Source organism: Bacillus sp. D7-8, assembly GCF_052055895.1.
Lineage (GTDB): Bacteria > Bacillota > Bacilli > Bacillales > Bacillaceae > Bacillus > Bacillus velezensis.
Genome location: NZ_CP179922.1, coordinates 2480640 through 2497066 on the forward strand (window position 1 = coordinate 2480640; position 16427 = coordinate 2497066).

The 16427-nt window shown below is 46.7% G+C and carries 16 protein-coding genes and 1 pseudogene; 1 reads left to right on the forward strand and 16 read right to left on the reverse strand.

Annotation, left to right across the window (positions count from 1 at the left end; all coding sequences use genetic code 11):
- Positions 1–41: 41 nt before the first annotated feature.
- From ACKTRM_RS12045 to rpsU, 8 genes and pseudogenes are all read right to left on the reverse strand, one after another.
- Entirely contained in the window at positions 42–1001 is a 960-nt protein-coding gene (locus ACKTRM_RS12045; protein WP_007408283.1) for a PhoH family protein, read from the reverse strand.
- A pseudogene (gene yqfD, locus ACKTRM_RS12050) lies at positions 965–2189 on the reverse strand (sporulation protein YqfD). Before yqfD ends, ACKTRM_RS12045 begins: the two are co-directional and overlap by 37 nt.
- Before the next feature lie 17 nt (positions 2190–2206).
- Positions 2207–2488 (reverse strand): sporulation protein YqfC, encoded by a 282-nt coding sequence (gene yqfC / locus ACKTRM_RS12055; RefSeq protein WP_003152966.1) that lies wholly within the window; start codon positions 2486–2488, stop codon positions 2207–2209.
- 56 nt (positions 2489–2544) lie between these two features.
- On the reverse strand, positions 2545–2979 hold the full coding sequence (locus ACKTRM_RS12060; RefSeq protein ID WP_012118018.1) for a hypothetical protein: 435 nt from the start codon (positions 2977–2979) through the stop codon (positions 2545–2547).
- Between the two features lie 27 nt (positions 2980–3006).
- Entirely contained in the window at positions 3007–3999 is a 993-nt protein-coding gene (gene floA / locus ACKTRM_RS12065) for a flotillin-like protein FloA (RefSeq protein ID WP_007408280.1), read from the reverse strand.
- 24 nt (positions 4000–4023) lie between these two features.
- Complete coding sequence (locus ACKTRM_RS12070; RefSeq protein WP_012118019.1) at positions 4024–5340, reverse strand: NfeD family protein; 1317 nt, start codon at positions 5338–5340, stop codon at positions 4024–4026.
- Between the two features lie 122 nt (positions 5341–5462).
- Positions 5463–5909, reverse strand: coding sequence for a GatB/YqeY domain-containing protein (locus tag ACKTRM_RS12075; protein WP_007408278.1), 447 nt, complete (start codon positions 5907–5909; stop codon positions 5463–5465).
- Between the two features lie 14 nt (positions 5910–5923).
- On the reverse strand, positions 5924–6097 hold the full coding sequence (gene rpsU, locus ACKTRM_RS12080) for a 30S ribosomal protein S21 (RefSeq protein ID WP_003152957.1): 174 nt from the start codon (positions 6095–6097) through the stop codon (positions 5924–5926).
- Between the two features lie 171 nt (positions 6098–6268).
- Here rpsU and ACKTRM_RS12085 point away from each other — a divergent pair, with 171 nt between their 5' ends.
- On the forward strand, positions 6269–7195 hold the full coding sequence (locus ACKTRM_RS12085; protein ID WP_007408277.1) for a Na/Pi symporter: 927 nt from the start codon (positions 6269–6271) through the stop codon (positions 7193–7195).
- A 36-nt stretch (positions 7196–7231) separates the two neighbouring features.
- Here ACKTRM_RS12085 and mtaB read toward each other — a convergent pair whose 3' ends face one another.
- The 8 genes from mtaB to hemW all read right to left on the reverse strand — a co-directional run bounded on the left by mtaB (position 7232) and on the right by hemW (position 16401).
- A complete protein-coding gene (gene mtaB / locus ACKTRM_RS12090) occupies positions 7232–8587 on the reverse strand; it encodes a tRNA (N(6)-L-threonylcarbamoyladenosine(37)-C(2))-methylthiotransferase MtaB (RefSeq protein ID WP_007408276.1) in 1356 nt (451 codons plus the stop codon).
- The gene (locus ACKTRM_RS12095; RefSeq protein WP_007408275.1) at positions 8587–9357 is read right to left on the reverse strand and encodes a 16S rRNA (uracil(1498)-N(3))-methyltransferase; all 771 of its coding nucleotides are present in this window, start codon (positions 9355–9357) and stop codon (positions 8587–8589) included. The genes mtaB and ACKTRM_RS12095 overlap by 1 nt, the downstream gene beginning before the upstream one ends.
- A 22-nt stretch (positions 9358–9379) precedes the next feature.
- Entirely contained in the window at positions 9380–10315 is a 936-nt protein-coding gene (prmA, locus tag ACKTRM_RS12100; RefSeq protein ID WP_012118021.1) for a 50S ribosomal protein L11 methyltransferase, read from the reverse strand.
- A gap of 23 nt (positions 10316–10338) precedes the next feature.
- Positions 10339–11466 (reverse strand): molecular chaperone DnaJ, encoded by a 1128-nt coding sequence (gene dnaJ, locus ACKTRM_RS12105; protein WP_003152895.1) that lies wholly within the window; start codon positions 11464–11466, stop codon positions 10339–10341.
- A 185-nt stretch (positions 11467–11651) separates the two neighbouring features.
- Positions 11652–13490: a molecular chaperone DnaK gene (dnaK, locus tag ACKTRM_RS12110; protein WP_007408273.1), complete on the reverse strand. Its 1839-nt coding sequence runs from the start codon at positions 13488–13490 to the stop codon at positions 11652–11654.
- A 24-nt stretch (positions 13491–13514) separates the two neighbouring features.
- Complete coding sequence (gene grpE, locus ACKTRM_RS12115; RefSeq protein WP_003152892.1) at positions 13515–14090, reverse strand: nucleotide exchange factor GrpE; 576 nt, start codon at positions 14088–14090, stop codon at positions 13515–13517.
- A 59-nt stretch (positions 14091–14149) separates the two neighbouring features.
- A complete protein-coding gene (hrcA, locus tag ACKTRM_RS12120) occupies positions 14150–15181 on the reverse strand; it encodes a heat-inducible transcriptional repressor HrcA (protein WP_003152889.1) in 1032 nt (343 codons plus the stop codon).
- A gap of 80 nt (positions 15182–15261) precedes the next feature.
- A complete protein-coding gene (gene hemW / locus ACKTRM_RS12125; protein ID WP_012118022.1) occupies positions 15262–16401 on the reverse strand; it encodes a radical SAM family heme chaperone HemW in 1140 nt (379 codons plus the stop codon).
- Positions 16402–16427 lie beyond the last annotated feature (26 nt).

Genomic DNA, 16427 nt, shown 5'->3' on the forward strand with positions numbered 1-16427 from the left:
ATAAAAATGACCCGATAACGGGAGATCGGGTCATTTTTGCATTACTTTTGCTTATCATAAGCTTCAATAATTTTTGCAACAAGCGGATGCCTGACCACATCTGTCTGGTCAAGTTCAATCACGGAGATGCCGTTTACGTCCTTCAGCATATCCTTCGCCACTGCAAGTCCCGATGTGACGCCTTTCGGCAGGTCAATTTGGCTTACGTCGCCCGTAATGATCATTTTAGAGCCAAAACCCAATCTCGTCAAAAACATTTTCATTTGAGCGGGAGTGGTATTCTGGGCTTCATCAAGAATCACATACGCGTCGTCAAGCGTCCGCCCTCTCATATAGGCAAGCGGGGCGATTTCGATAACCCCTCTCTCCATAAGACGCTCCGTATGGTCGCTTCCGAGCACATCGTGGAGCGCGTCATACAGCGGGCGCAGATAAGGATCTACTTTTTCCTTTAAATCTCCGGGCAGAAAACCGAGGCTCTCGCCGGCTTCCACAGCGGGTCTTGTTAAAATGATTTTTTTAATGTGGCCGTTTTTTAAAGCATGCACCGCTTTTACGACCGCCAAATAAGTTTTGCCGGTTCCCGCCGGTCCGATGCCGAACACCATGTCGTTTTTCTTCATCGCCGCCACATATTCTCGTTGGCCGATGGTTTTGACACGGATCGGTTTGCCTTTTGCCGTTTTCGTTATTTCCTCTTCATACATGCTTTCAAAATAGTCCAGTTCATCTTTTTTTGCCATTTTTACGGCATACAGCACATCACGTTCCGAAATCTCGATCCCCTTGCGAATTAAAGTAAGGAGCGAGCCCAATAATCTGTCAGCGATCTCAAATGTTTCATCATTCCCGGAAACGTAAATGGTTTCACCGCGTGTGATGAGGCTAATGCCCAGATCCTTCTCCATTAAATGTAAAAAGGCATCTTGGCTGCCGAACAAAGAAAGTGCTTCGTCCGGGCTTTTCAGTTTGTGATTAATCGCAAGTAAATGTTCTGCCATTCTTTAGTCTCCCTGAACAATAGGTGTGGTTTGAACGATATCTTCTATAACTTGGTAGAGAATAATCAACTTTACTTTACCATTCTCAACGGATTGGTGCAAAACTTTTTCACTTTCCACCTCTCCGCTGCCGTTTAATCGCTTTTCTACATCTTGTCTTCCCATTTTGATACCGGCCTGAACCGCTTCGCCTTTCGTATAAGTCCGCACGGATGTTTCACTTTCTCTTGTCTGTTCTGAAACGTAAGAAACCGGAAGCTTCATCCCCAGAAATTGAAACGGATGCTTTTCTTCCTCTGTTTTCGGATGTTTCAGCGGCTCCTCATTAAACCCGAAGCCCCAAAAAGGCACGCCCCATGATCCGAAAGACAGCTTGTGCTTCGTCCTTACTTTACCCGTATATAGCGTAAATGATGTTTCAAGGGGCACGGTTACTTCTGACTTGTACCATGTTTCTCCGTAAATTTCCGCTTTTGAGGCGACTTTCCGGTCTTCATTTCCGATCAGTCCTGAGACGAGGAGCTGTCCTTTGTCAACATGATCGTTCACAAAAGCCATCGGCTGCCCCTTTTGCACGAACATCCTTTTGATGACCGCCTTCTTTTTGGCAACGATATGGCGGGGGCTTACGTACTTTTCTTTTGTCGGTTCGTTCTTTTCGACCACTTTCATATGAAGGGCTGTCCCGTTCAATTCCACACCGACCCACGTAATATTATCGATGCCGTTTGTTAATGATTTTTGAATTTTCTCCGGCGTCATCATTAAAAATTGCAAACGGCCTTTTTTCACACCGATTTCTTCAAGGTGCTTTACCATCTGATGCTCGGTTTCGGGCTTGGCCCCTTTAATATCAATTTCCCAAATCATGTTGGACAAAAGAAACAATATAACAAAAAATATCACAAATCCCGCAGTGAAGCCCAGATTTAATTTTGATTTGAGAAGCAGAAAGGGAAGACCCTTTCTTTTTGTAAAGCTTGCTTTGCATTCATGTTTTCTGATGACTCTTCTGAAAGCATGTACATCTTGAAGCTGAATCATCAGCAGAACACAGTCTTGCTTTTTTTTCACCGCAAAGATGGCGATTCCGTTTCTCGTACATTCATTCAGCAGCCGTTCAATCCCTTTTCCTTTGACTTCCACTTGGACTTTACCCGAAAAAAATGACAGCCATTTGTTTTTCACATTATTTCCCCCCGGCTTTATGAATCGACATATCGTACGTGATCTATCGTGCCTTCCAAAAGGATTTCCTCAGGAAGGATTGCCTTAATGACCAAGTTTTTTCCTGATATGATACACTGCCCCTGCTTGAGCATCAGCCTGACTTCTTCTTCGCTGAACAGCAGGAGGCCTCTGTGATTCTCTATGTAGATATGAAGTCTGCCGACCATCGTAATACGAGGCAGATCCATCATAACGTCCGGGGGAATTTCCAATGCTCTTGTCAGCCATGCCTTTACACGATTCTTTCTTTGCCCCATAAAAAAAGAACCCCCTTTCATCTCATATGTATGATTTGAAAAGGGGTTCTAACACTTTATTTTTTACCGATGTTCCGCATGGTCCGGTGCGGTTTTTTTGCACGGGGCGGACCCAAAACCTCACTGAATATAATGCCTTGGACCGCAGTTTCTTTATTTATTTTGAGGGCTGATTTCTTCAGAGACGCGTTTCGTGCGCGTGCGGATGTCAGCTTATGTTCGAACCCGTTAAACATCTGCTCCGTCTCCGCTAGGCGCTTTTCAGCTTCCCTTCTTTTTTGCTCAAAAGGGTTCTCTTCTGAAACGTCAGGCAATTCTTCCGCTTCCGGCTTATGCTCTTTCTGCGGCTGTTTTTGATCCTGCTTTTTTGCCTGATTTCCGGGACGTGTACCCGGCGGACGTTTTTCATCTTTGTTTTTCTTGCCGAATATTGCCGATATAATGCCGATGACGGCGGCAATGACGAGCGGATTTGTCAGAATCTCGTGCATATAGCGGCTCCCTCCTTAATAGAGAGGTTATTGTTGGTCTTCATCTTGCTGGTCATTCGTCAGCTTGCCGATAGAATCCCTCATGTCCGTATCCGCGTCGATATTTTTTATGTTCATATAGTCCATGACGCCGATGTTTCCTTCACGCAACGCTTCTGCCATCGCAAGCGGCACTTCGGCTTCTGCTTCCACGACTTTTGCACGCATTTCTTCTACGCGAGCGCGCATTTCCTGCTCTTGGGCGACCGCCATGGCGCGGCGCTCTTCGGCTTTGGCCTGCGCAATGTTTTTGTCTGCTTCTGCCTGATCCGTCTGAAGAATCGCTCCGATGTTTTTGCCGATATCAACGTCGGCGATGTCAATCGAAAGAATTTCAAATGCGGTGCCTGAATCCAGCCCTTTGCCAAGTACGGTCTGCGAAATCATATCAGGGTTTTCAAGCACTTTTTTATGATTGTGAGAAGAACCGATTGTCGAGACAATCCCTTCTCCGACACGGGCGACAACCGTCTCTTCTCCCGCTCCTCCGACAAGGCGCTCAATATTGGCTCTTACCGTGATTCTGGCTTTTGCTTTTACTTCAATTCCGTCCATGGCGACACCCGCGATAAACGGTGTTTCAATGACCTTCGGATTAACGCTCATCTGTACGGCTTCCAATACGTCACGCCCGGCCAGGTCAATGGCTGCGCAGCGTTCAAATGACAGCTCAATATTGGCGCGCTGTGCCGCAATCAGGGCATTGACCACCCTGTCGACATTACCTCCGGCCAGATAATGGCTTTCGAGCTGATTTGTTGTTGCGGACAGGCCGGCTTTGTGCGCTTTAATTAACGGATTGACAACGCGGCTTGGTATGACGCGCCGCAGCCTCATCCCGACCAAAGTGAAAATGCTGATTCTGACTCCTGCCGCAAGCGCCGAAATCCATAGCATCACCGGTACAAAGGTGAAGAATATGGCTAACACAATAATGGCAGCAGCAACTAATGCTAAAATCGCCAAACTTGACAGTTCCATCTAATTCCTCCTCAAGGTTATCATCTATATTTCTCTCACGACAATGCGTGAGCCTTCCGCTTTCACTACTTTCACCTGTCTGTCTTTCTCAGTGAATGATCCTTCCGAGACGACATCCAGACGTTCATCATCAATAATGACGGTGCCTGACGGTCTGAGGGCTGTAGCGGTAACGCCGACTTTTCCCAACAGCTCCGTCCGGTTCTGATTTGAAACATAACCGCTCTCCGTGCTTGTTGAATCAGTTAATATTAATTTTTTAAAGAATTTCATTCGTTTCCCCAACACCCTTGTTAATATGATAAAGGCTGTAATAGACACAGCAATGGCGATCAAGAGAGAAACCGCCATTACGGTAAAGCTGCCCGCAGCGAGAAAGAGGCTCGCGATGACGCCTGCAATACCGATAAGACCGATTATGCCTCCGGGCAGAAATATCTCTAAAAGGATAAAAACCAAGCCCGCGCAAAATAAGAATACGCTGTCATAGCCGGCGAATCCGGCAGCGATATGCCCGGTGAAAAACAGCAGCATGGCCGTCAGTCCGACGGCACCCGGTATCCCGAGGCCCGGCGAGAACAATTCAATGGTCAAACCAAGCAAAGCAAGCGTTAATAAGACGGGGACAACAAACGGATTTGTCAGCCATCTGCCCAGTTTGCCGACGAAACCTTCTTTTGCATGGTGAACATCCGCTTTGTCAAAACCGAGCTTTGTATATAAAGCATCAAGGTCTGAAACCGTGCCCTCCGAATATCCGACTTCCTTGGCTTTTTCAGCTGTCAGTGTCAGCAGTTTTCCCTTTGGGGCGCCCGCTTCCTTTGCATTAATGGCGGGATCTGCCATGGCCAGGGCGTATTTCGGATTTCGGTTGTTTTTAACCGCTGCGTCCTCCATTTCTGCATGCCACAGTGATTGGGCCTTTTTGTCTGCCGCGTTTCCCTTTCCGTCGATGATGGCTGCGGCACCCATTTTTCCGCCCGGCGCCATATAGATTTCATCTGCCTGAAGCGCTATATACGCTCCGGCAGAAAGCGCCCGTTTATTAACGTAAGCGGTAACAGGCACATCCGCGCGGCCGATGATATCCGCAATATCCAAGGCTGATTGAACGGCGCCTCCCGGTGTATTGATGTCAAGAATAATGTGTGACGCGCCGGACTCCTTCGCTTCTTTGAAAGAACGCGATAAAAACGAGGCGAGCCCCTGTTCGACATTTTTCTCAACCGGGATGACATAAACCGATGGGTGATCAGCTTTCGCGTTCAATTGAACCCCTAATAAAGATAATACAAATAAGCCCAATAGAGCAACAGCAATTCCGGTTTTTTTTCGGAACAAGGCAAATATACCCTCCTTCCCGTTTCGTTCTTCTTTATATACGTAACAAATGAACTTTAGTTTCATTTTTTTATGTATAAAAAAAGACATCTCTCAAGGAAAGATGTCTTTTTTCTTGTCAATTAAGATAATTGACTGCTGACAAGTCTGTTAATTACGCTGCCGTCAGCTTTACCTTTTACTTTAGGCATAATAGCACTCATCACTTTGCCCATGTCCGCTTTGGAGCTCGCACCGACTTCAGCGATGGTTTCATTTACGATTGTCTGCAGCTCTTCTTCAGAAAGCTGCTTCGGTAAATAAACTTCTAAAATGTCCAGCTCTTTTTGAACTTTATCTACTAAATCTAAACGATTAGCGTTTGAAAATTCATGGAGGGAGTCTTTACGTTGCTTAAGTTCACGAGATAGGACAGTAAGTTCCTCATCCTCGGTCAAACTGTCTTTCTTAAGCTTAATTGCTTCGTTTTGAAGTGAAGCTTTCACCATTCGAACGACAGTCAGTTTGTCTTTCTCACGGCTTTTCATATACAGCTTCATATCTTGGTTAAGTCGCTCAAGAAGACTCATAAATCCACCCTCTTTTAGAATTTGCGTTTTCTAGCAGCTTCTGACTTTTTCTTGCGCTTTACGCTAGGTTTTTCATAAAATTCGCGCTTTCTTGCTTCTTGCAAAGTACCTGTCTTTGATACACTGCGTTTGAAGCGACGAAGAGCATCTTCAAGCGATTCGTTTTTTCTAACGACCGTTTTTGACATTCTCTTTCCCTCCCTCCGAATACACCAATCGACTACCTTTAAAAAGATACATATATAAACATGTACTTTGACATTATAATATAAGCCATCAGTCAGGTCAACTAAGCGAGCTCACTTTTCCGTCATGAATAAAGCTGCTTGTCTATATAATGATGGAAAGGGGTGTTTCATTTGATGATACTGATTCTCTTTACCGCACTTATCCTGGTTTTTTTACTCGGAATGAGCCTGCTCAGGCAGGGCCTGATCGCCTTAACGTATTCAAAAATTGAGAAGAGCCTGCTCTTATTTACCGACCACCCTTTGAAAGCTTTTCTCATAAGCATCGTATTCACTGGTTTTCTTCAGAGCAGCTCAGCCTTCATGGTCATTGTCATCGGCTTTGTCAGCGCAGGCGCTTTATCTTTTAAACGGACCATTCCGATGATTCTCGGCACAAATGTCGGCTCCACGTTTACGACGGAGTTTTTAGCCATAAAGATGGATGTGCTCATTTGGGTGCTTTTTATCGGAGGCCTTGTGTTTATCCTCCTCCGTAAATATCCGTTCAGGCAGATCGGCATAAGCTTCCTCGGTCTCGGCATCATCTTTTTTTGCATCACATGCTTCAGCCGGCTCGCCGTTCCGCTGACAGAAATGAAGGCAGGGGCGGAGGTTTTGCGACATGTGAATGATTCGAGCTGGTCCGCTCTTTTTATCGGTATGATATTGACGGCAATCATTCATTCAAGCTCCGTCTGCATCGGCATTTTGATGAGTTTTATGAACGAAGGGGTGATCGGCATTGAACAAGCGGTCAGCGTCGTTCTGGGATCTAATATCGGGACATGCGTCACGGCCGTCATGGCTGCTGTTTCAGGCGGTTATGCCGCCAGACAGACCGCCGGTGCTCACGTTGTGTTTAATATTCTCGGCGTGCTGCTCGTATTTCCCTTCCTGTCCGCATCAGCAGGTTTTACGGAGCGCCTGTCTGATGATCCCGCGCAGATGATTGCGCATTTCAGCCTGTTATTTAACGTAGTCACCGCCTTATTGTTTCTGCCGTTCACACATTTGTTTTACCGGCTGATTGACAGGCTGATTCCTCCGAAACCGTAAAAAACCGATGCGGGAAGGCACCGGTTTTTTTATCTGTTATGAAGACATGCGCATGTTCCGGGTCATTTCATCCTCAACGACGCGGACGAATTGTCCTTCGTTATACGGATAGCCCGCTTTTTGAATTTTGACTTTGACAAGTTTGCCGATTACATCTTCCGTGCCTTTGAAGACGACTTTCATGTAATTGTCCGTATAGCCGACGAACATGCCCTCCTCATCAGACTCTTTAAACGCCTCTTCCGGAATGATTTCCAGAACCTCTCCTTCATAATCGGAGGCGTATTCTTTTGCAAGCTGGTCAGACAGCGCGATCAGCTTATGCACCCGTTCGTTTTTCACGTTCTCGTCAACCTGGTCTTCCATTCTGGCCGCAGGTGTTCCGGTGCGTTTGCTGTAAGGGAATACGTGAAGCTCTGAAAACTTATGTTCTTTAATGAACCGGTATGTTTCCATAAATTCTTCTTCCGTTTCTCCCGGGAAACCGACGATGACATCAGATGTGACGGCCAGACCCGGCAGCGCTTCTTTCAGCTTATTTAAACGGTCCGCGAAAAATTCCATCGTATATTTGCGTCTCATCCGTTTCAGAACGGTGTTTGATCCTGACTGAATCGGGATATGAAGGTGACGGACGATTTTATCAGACGCATCCAGCACTTCAATCACTTCATCAGTGATTTGGCTTGCTTCAATAGATGAAATTCTGATCCGCTTCAGTCCTTCTACACGCGTATCCAGCTCGCGGAGAAGCTTGGCGAAATTATAATCTTTCATATCTTCGCCGTAGCCGCCCGTATGAATCCCCGTCAGGACGATTTCTTTATAGCCGGCATCCACCAGCTGCTGCGCCTGTTTAATGACTTCTTCAGGATCGCGGGAACGAAGCAGGCCGCGCGCCCAAGGGATAATGCAGAACGTACAGAAGTTGTTGCAGCCCTCTTGGATTTTTAACGACGCTCTTGTGCGGTCAGTAAAAGCGGGAACATCCAGCTCTTCAAACACGCGTGCTTTCATAATATTGCCGACGCCGTTGATCGGCTGGCGCTCTTCCCTGTACTGCTCAATGTAACCGAGCATTTTTTCACGATCCTGCGTGCCGACGACGATGTCAACACCCGGGATGGCCATAATTTCCGCCGGAGAGGTTTGCGCATAGCACCCTGTTACGCAGATGACGCCGTCAGGATTTTGGCGGATCGCCCGTCTGATGACTTGACGGCTTTTTTTATCTCCCGTGTTTGTTACCGTACATGTATTAATGACATATACATCTGCTGTCTGTTCGAATTCTTTTCGTTCATAACCCGCATCTTTAAACAGCTGCCAGATTGCTTCTGTTTCATAATGGTTGACCTTGCAGCCAAGGGTATGAAAAGCAACAGTTGCCATTACTGATCACCTCTTAATAACTCTGTATGATAGGAAACTGCGCTTAACGCGTAAAGAGGCGCAGTTTCAGTCCGTAAAATTCTCGGTCCGAGGCCGCATAAGACGGCGCCTTTTTCTGAAAGCTGATGAACTTCAGACTCAGTCAGACCGCCTTCAGGGCCGAATACGATTAAAAGAGACGAACCTTGCGGAAGGCTTTTGAGCTCCGCAGCGAAAGCGCCCGTTTCTCCCTGCTTTGATGACTCCTCGTATGCAACGACACATTTATCGACATTCTCCGCCATTTCAAGCAGCTGCCGGAACGTATGAACGGTTTTCACTTCGGGAATTTCATTGCGGTACGATTGCTCCGCCGCTTCCTTCGCGATTTTCGCCCATCTCTCCCGCTTTTTCTTTGCCTTTTTGTCGTCTAGCTTAACGACGGATCTGGCGCCTTGAAAAGGGATGAACATACTTGCCCCCAGCTCGGTCCCTTTTTGGATAATCCATTCAAGCTTATCGCCTTTCGGGAGGCCGCTGGCGATCCTGATCTTCAGAGGCAGTTCACGGTTTTCACCCGTCCATTCAGCAATGCTGCATGATATATGATCTTTAGAAACCTCTTTAAGCAGGCATAACGCTTCATGGCCGTCTTTCGAACAGCAGATAATCCGGTCTCCCGCACTCATTCTCATGACGTTCGCTATATGGTGGACGTCTTCCCCCGTGATTTGAAAATCAGGAGTTTCGTCCATCTCCTGCTTCGTGAGCTCGATAAAATATCGTTGCATACGCTGTGACACCTACTAACTGTTATTTTTTCGCGATGATGCTGACCCAATCTTCCATAGACAGAATTTCTATGATGGTAAAGCCGGCTTTTTCCAACGCTTCTTTTACTTCCTGTTTTTTCTGGCCGATAATGCCTGAAGTAATAAAATGGCCTCCGTCTTTGAGCAGGTCGTACGCCTGTGATGTAAAGCGGAGAATCACTTCCGCCAAAATATTTGCGACAATGACATCATGTTCGCCCGTGATGCCGTCTAACAAATTGTTCTGCTTCACTTCAGCCGTATCACTCACTTTGTTCAATTTCACATTCAGACGCGCGCTTTCAACAGCGACCGGATCAAGGTCATACGCATGAACCGATTCGGCCTCAAGCATGGCGGCCGCGATGCTTAAAATTCCTGAACCGGTGCCGACATCAATGACACGGTCGCCTTTTTGAACGATACGCTCAAGCGCCTGAATGCACAGAACGGTTGTCGGATGCGTTCCCGTACCGAATGCCATACCCGGATCCATTTCGATAATCAGTTCATCTGTATGAACAGGTGTGTACGTTTCCCAAGTGGGAACGATCGTGAACTTTTCAGAAATTTTCACAGGATGATAATACTTTTTCCAAGCTGTCGCCCATTCTTCTTCATTAACTTCAGAAATGGTGATTGTGTTTCTGCCCAAATCAATGTCGTACAAAAGCAGATTATTAATCGTCTCTTTTATGCCGTCCACCGTTTCGCCGAGGAAACTGTTGATCGGCAGATACGCTTTGACAATGACACCCTCATCGGGGTAATCATTGGGGTCGAGCTGGTAGATTTCCCCGTAAACATTCTCACGCTCTTTCATTAAATCAAGCGGATCTTCGATGACAACCCCGCTCGCACCAGCTTCATGCAAAATATTTGAGATGGGTTCGACCGCTTCATGTGTTGTGTGAATGCTGATTTCGGACCATTTCAAAACTACCAACTCCTATCCAATCATTACTCGCCTTTAAATGCGCGTTTTACTTTGTCAAAGAAACTCATTTCTTGTTCATCCGGCAGGTTTCCGCTGACTTCAGCGAACTCGCGGATGATGTCTTTTTGTTTGTCTGTCAGATTCGTCGGTGTGACGACGCGGACGACAATGTGCTGGTCGCCTTGTCCGTAGCCCCGGACGTTCTGAACGCCTTTGCCTCTTAATCTGAATTTCGTGCCTGTTTGTGTGCCGGCAGGTATTTTCAATTTCACTTTTCCGTGAAGCGTCGGCACTTCCACTTCGTCTCCGAGTGCCGCTTGGGCAAACGTTAACGGCATTTCGCAATAAATATCGTCTCCGTCGCGCTCAAAGAACTCGTGGGCGCGCACATGGAATACGACAAACAGATCTCCCGCCGGCCCTCCGTTTACGCCCGGTTCACCTTGGCCCGGAACGCGCAGCTGCTGTCCGTCATCCACACCGGCAGGAATCGTGACATTGATTTTTTTCCGTTTTTTCACTTTGCCCGTGCCGCCGCAGTCAGAACACTTGTTTTTGATGATTTTTCCTGTTCCTTCACAGTGGTGGCAGACTCTTCGGTTAACCACTTTGCCAAACGGCGTGTTCTGTTCGACGTTCAGCTGGCCAGAACCTCCGCAGTGCGAGCACGTATCCGGCTTTGTTCCCGGCTTCGCGCCAGACCCTTTACATGTTTCGCAATTCTCTTCGCGCGGAATTTCAATGATCGTTTCTTTCCCGAAAGCCGCGTCTTCAAATGACAGGGTCATTGTATACTGCAGATCCGCGCCTTGCCGCGGCGCATTCGGGTCACGGCGTCTCGTGCCGCCTCCGAAGATGCTTGAGAAGATGTCATCGAAACCGAAGCCGCCGAAGTCTCCGCCGCCTCCGAAACCGCCGCCGAATCCCTGGTTAGGGTCTGTATGGCCGAATTGGTCATATTGAGCGCGTTTTTGGTCGTCTGAGAGCGCTTCGTACGCTTCTTTTACCTCTTTGAATTTTTCATCTGCTCCGGATTCTTTATTGATATCAGGATGATATTTTTTTGAAAGCTTCCGATAGGCTTTTTTGATTTCATCCTTTGAAGCGCTCTTACTTACCCCAAGCACTTCATAGTAATCACGCTTACTCATCTCGCTTCACTCTCCCGAATTTCTCACATAAATTAGATTGTATCATTTTGAATTATGTTTTTTCAATTCCTTTTATCCCGGGCAAGAAAAAAAGTCAAAGCCAAGAGATGCCTGACTTTGACTTTCTGTCTGTTGAATCAGAATATGCTGTGTGTTCTTCCGCCTATAGCCATGCGGGACAGAACTTATTTTTTCGTTTCGTCGTCTTTTACTTCTTCGTATTCCGCATCGACAACGTTGTCATCCGCTTTTTTGCCTTCAGCGTTTGCTCCGCCTTCAGCCTGCTGCGCTTTCGCCGCTTCTTCGTAAAGCTTCATAGAAAGCTCTTGAACGATTGTTTGAAGCTCATCTTTTTTCGCTTTGATGTCTTCAATTTCGTTTTTCTCGATAGCGGCTTTCAGCGCGTCTTTCGCGTCGTTTGCTTTTTTCACTTGCTCTTCGTCCACTTTGCCTTCCAGATCTTTTAATGTTTTTTCCGTTTGGAACACAAGCTGGTCAGCTTCGTTGCGGACTTCGATTTCTTCTTTTCTCTTCGCATCAGCGTCAGCGTTTTCTTCCGCTTCTTTTACCATGCGTTCGATCTCATCATCAGAAAGACCTGAAGAAGATTTGATTGTAATGTTTTGTTCTTTTCCTGTGCCTAAGTCTTTCGCTCTTACGTTTACGATACCGTTTTTGTCAATATCGAAAGAAACTTCGATTTGCGGTACGCCGCGCGGTGCAGGCGGGATATCAGTAAGCTGGAAGCGGCCGAGCGTTTTGTTGTCGGCAGACATCGGGCGCTCACCTTGAAGCACGTGAATGTCAACAGCCGTTTGGTTGTCAGCTGCAGTTGAGAATACTTGAGACTTGCTCGTCGGAATTGTCGTGTTGCGGTCGATCAGTTTCGTGAACACGCCGCCCATTGTTTCAATACCGAGAGAAAGCGGTGTAACGTCAAGAAGAACAACGTCTTTTACGTCTCCCGTGATGACGCCGCCTTGAATCGCTGCACCCAGCGCTACAACTTCATCAGGGTTTACGCCTTTATGCGCTTCTTTACCCGTTTCTTTTTTGATTGCTTCCTGTACGGCTGGAATACGTGTTGATCCGCCGACAAGGATAACTTTGTCGATTTCGCTCGCAGAAAGATCCGCATCTTGAAGAGCCTGACGGACAGGAGCCATTGTGCGCTCAACAAGGTGAGCGGAAAGCTCTTCGAATTTAGCGCGGGTCAGTGTCAGCTCAAGGTGAAGAGGACCTGCTTCTCCCGCTGTGATAAATGGTAAAGAAATTTGTGTAGATGAAACGCCGGAAAGATCTTTTTTCGCTTTCTCAGCCGCATCTTTCAAACGCTGAAGCGCCATTTTGTCTTTTGAAAGATCAATGCCGTTTTCTTTTTTGAATTCTGCTACGAGATGATCGATGATGACTTGGTCGAAGTCGTCCCCGCCAAGACGGTTGTCACCGGCAGTTGAACGGACTTCAAACACGCCGTCGCCAAGTTCAAGAACAGATACGTCAAACGTACCGCCGCCAAGGTCGTAAACAAGAATTGTTTGGTCTTCGTCCGTTTTATCAAGTCCGTATGCAAGCGCTGCTGCAGTCGGCTCGTTGATAATACGCTCTACTTCAAGACCAGCGATTTTACCGGCATCTTTTGTCGCTTGGCGCTCTGCATCGTTGAAGTATGCAGGAACCGTGATAACGGCTTTTGAAACTGTTTCGCCGAGGTAGCTTTCAGCATATGCTTTCAGATGCTGCAAGATAATAGCTGACACTTCTTGAGGCGTGTAGTCTTTTCCTTCGATTTCCACTTTATAGTCAGTACCCATATGGCGTTTGACAGACATGATTGTGTTAGGGTTTGTGATGGATTGGCGTTTTGCCACTTCCCCTACTTGGCGCTCGCCGTTTTTAAATGCAACGACTGACGGAGTCGTACGGTTTCCTTCAGCGTTGGCGATAACTGTAGGCTCTCCGCCTTCAAGCACTGCCACACATGAGTTTGTCGTACCCAAGTCAATTCCGATTACTTTACTCACTTTGAATTACCTCCTGCTATGTAGTTATTGATTCACTTTTACCATTGAAGGACGAATGACGCGATCCTTCAGTTTGTAGCCTTTTTGCAGTTCTTCGATAACAATATTGCTGCCGAAGTTTTCATCTTCCACCTGCATGACGGCTTGGTGAAGGTTCGGATCAAATTCCTGACCGACAGCTTCGATGGCTTCAACGCCTTCTTTTTCAAGTGCGTCCATCAGCTGGCGGCGGACCATTTCCATACCTTGCAGCAAGCTTTTTGTCTGCTCGCTTTCAGCTTCTACCTGTAACGCCCGTTCAAAGTTGTCGAGAGCCGGAAGGATTTCCGTTACGACGTTTTGAGAACGGTATTTCTGAGCAGCTTCCATTTCAAGGCGGCTGCGTCGTTTATAGTTTTCAAAGTCTGCTTGAACACGCAAAAGCTTGTTTTCTTTTTCATCAAGCAAACCCTGCAATTCATCAATTTGGTGCTGAAGGGCTTCTTCCTGACCTGCCGTTTCTTCATGCTGCTCTTGTGAAGCGGCTTGTTCTGCCTGTTCTGTCACTTCTTCTTGTTCTGCTGCTTCAACCTGTTCTGCGGTTTGTTTTTCTTCTGACATTGTGTTCACCTCCCTCAAATGCTGTAAAAAGATGACTGAAAATGATTGCCAAAATTCCCTTATTCATCATACAAACTTGTGAATGCTTTTGACAAGTCCGAAGTCACGTGCTGCAGCAGGCTGACGACTCTTGAATAATTCATGCGCGTCGGCCCGATAATCGCGATTGATCCGATCTGCTTCGTATCAACTGTATAGGTGGCCGTGATTAAGCTGCAGTTTTCCATTTCTTCGTAGTCGTTTTCTTTCCCGATTTTGATTGAAATCCCGGCTTTTGATGACTGAAACAGCTTCAGAACATCCTGCTCTTTTTCAATTAAAGATAAGAGCGAGCGGACCCTTTCAATATCATGGAACTCCGGCTGATTCAGCATGTTGATCTTTCCGCCGAAAAACAATTTCTCAACGTGGGCCGCCGGATGGAATGTAGAGCGGAGCGATTCAAGTATGCTGTCATAGTTGGCGATATGCTGCCTTAAATATGTGACAACCTCTTTGAAAATGCGCTCATTCAGTTCGTCCATCGGCACGCCCGCTAATCGATCGTTTAGTATATTGACCAGTTTTTCAATATCGGCCAAATCCACTTTAGCCGGGAAATTGATGGTGCGGTTTTCGACATGCCCCGTGTTCGTGACGAGGATGGCGACCGCCTTATCCGGCTGGATCGGTACGATTTGAATCTGTTTAAGATAGTTCTCGCTCAGCGTCGGCCCGAGGACAATCGATGTGTAGTTTGTCAGGTCGGACAGGATTTGCGCTGATTTTTGGACTGTTTTTTCCAGCTCGAAGATTTTTTCTTTAAATATCGAGTGAATTAAATCCAGATCGGTTTTTGTCAGCTTGACGGGTGACAGCAAATGATCGACATAATACCTGTACCCTTTTTCCGACGGAATCCGTCCTGAGGATGAATGGGTTTTTTCAATAAAGCCCAATTCCTCCAAGTCAGCCATCTCGTTTCTGATCGTTGCAGAGCTGAATGTAATCTCGTCTTTTTTTGAAAGAGTTCTTGATCCTACAGGCTGCGCTGATTGTATAAAATCATTAATAATCACTTGCAGGATCAACAGCTGACGATTTGTTAACATCATCATCACCCCTGTTAGCACTCAAGGTCAGCGAGTGCTAATTCTATATCAAAAGTAACAAACCAAAAGAAAAATGTCAATTATAACTCACCCAAAAAAGCGCCAAAAACCTCATTTCCTAATAATTTGCCCTCATGCGTTAATGCAACCGATTCTTCCGTGTCACAAATCAGGCCTTTTTCGGTTAAATCTTTGAGAACATCGGGAAACAGTTCGTCGACCGAGCGTCCGAATTTATCAAGAAAAGCTTGCTTTTGTACGCCGGACATTTTTCTGAGACCGAGGAACATTTCTTCTTCAATCTGCTCCTCACGTGTCACCTCGTGCGTGTCACGGTAAGGCAGCCCCTTTTCTTCGATGAGCTGCATGTAATGTTTCACAGGCCCGGCGTTGACGGTGCGCGTGCCGCTGATATATCCGTGAGCGCCTGCGCCAAAACCGAAATACTCTTCATTGCTCCAATACGTCAGATTATGCTGGGACTCGTATCCGGGCTTTGCAAAGTTACTGATCTCGTATTGACGGATGCCCGCTTCACTCATCTGCCTCATGACCGTTTCATACATCTCGGCCTCTTGTTCTTGCGCCGGGAGATGCAGGCGGCCTTTTTGCATTAAATTATAAAACACCGTTTTCGGCTCTACGATCAGCGAGTAAACGGAGTAGTGCTCCGCATCAAGAGACAAAGCCGTTTTGACGGAATTGTCAAGATCGGCCAGCGTCTGACCCGGCAGGCCGAACATTAAATCGAGACTGATGTTGTCGAAGCCGAGAGCCCTCGCACGTTCAAAGGAAGTGAATACGTCCTTTTGTTTATGCACTCTTCCGATTTTTTGTAAAAGCTCATCTTCAAAGGTTTGAACACCGAAGCTCAGCCGGTTGACACCGGCATTTTTCATGATTTTTAATTTTTCCGGGGACAAATCATCCGGATTCGCTTCCGCGGCAAATTCTATGAGTCCGTCAGAAGGCTTCAGCACGCGGTGAATGGAATCCATCAATTTTTCCAGCTGGACGGGTGAGAGCGATGTCGGCGTGCCTCCCCCGATAAAAATCGTGCGGAGATCAGGGCGTCCCGTCCGTTCTATTGTATTTATCATTTCCTTTTCGAGTGAGTTTAAGTACTCATCGACAGGCTGGCTCTGAATAAAATATTTATTGAAATCGCAATAGTGGCAGATATGCTCACAAAACGGAATATGAATATAAGCTGATTTCATTTTGAAACACCTTCTTCTTTACAGAA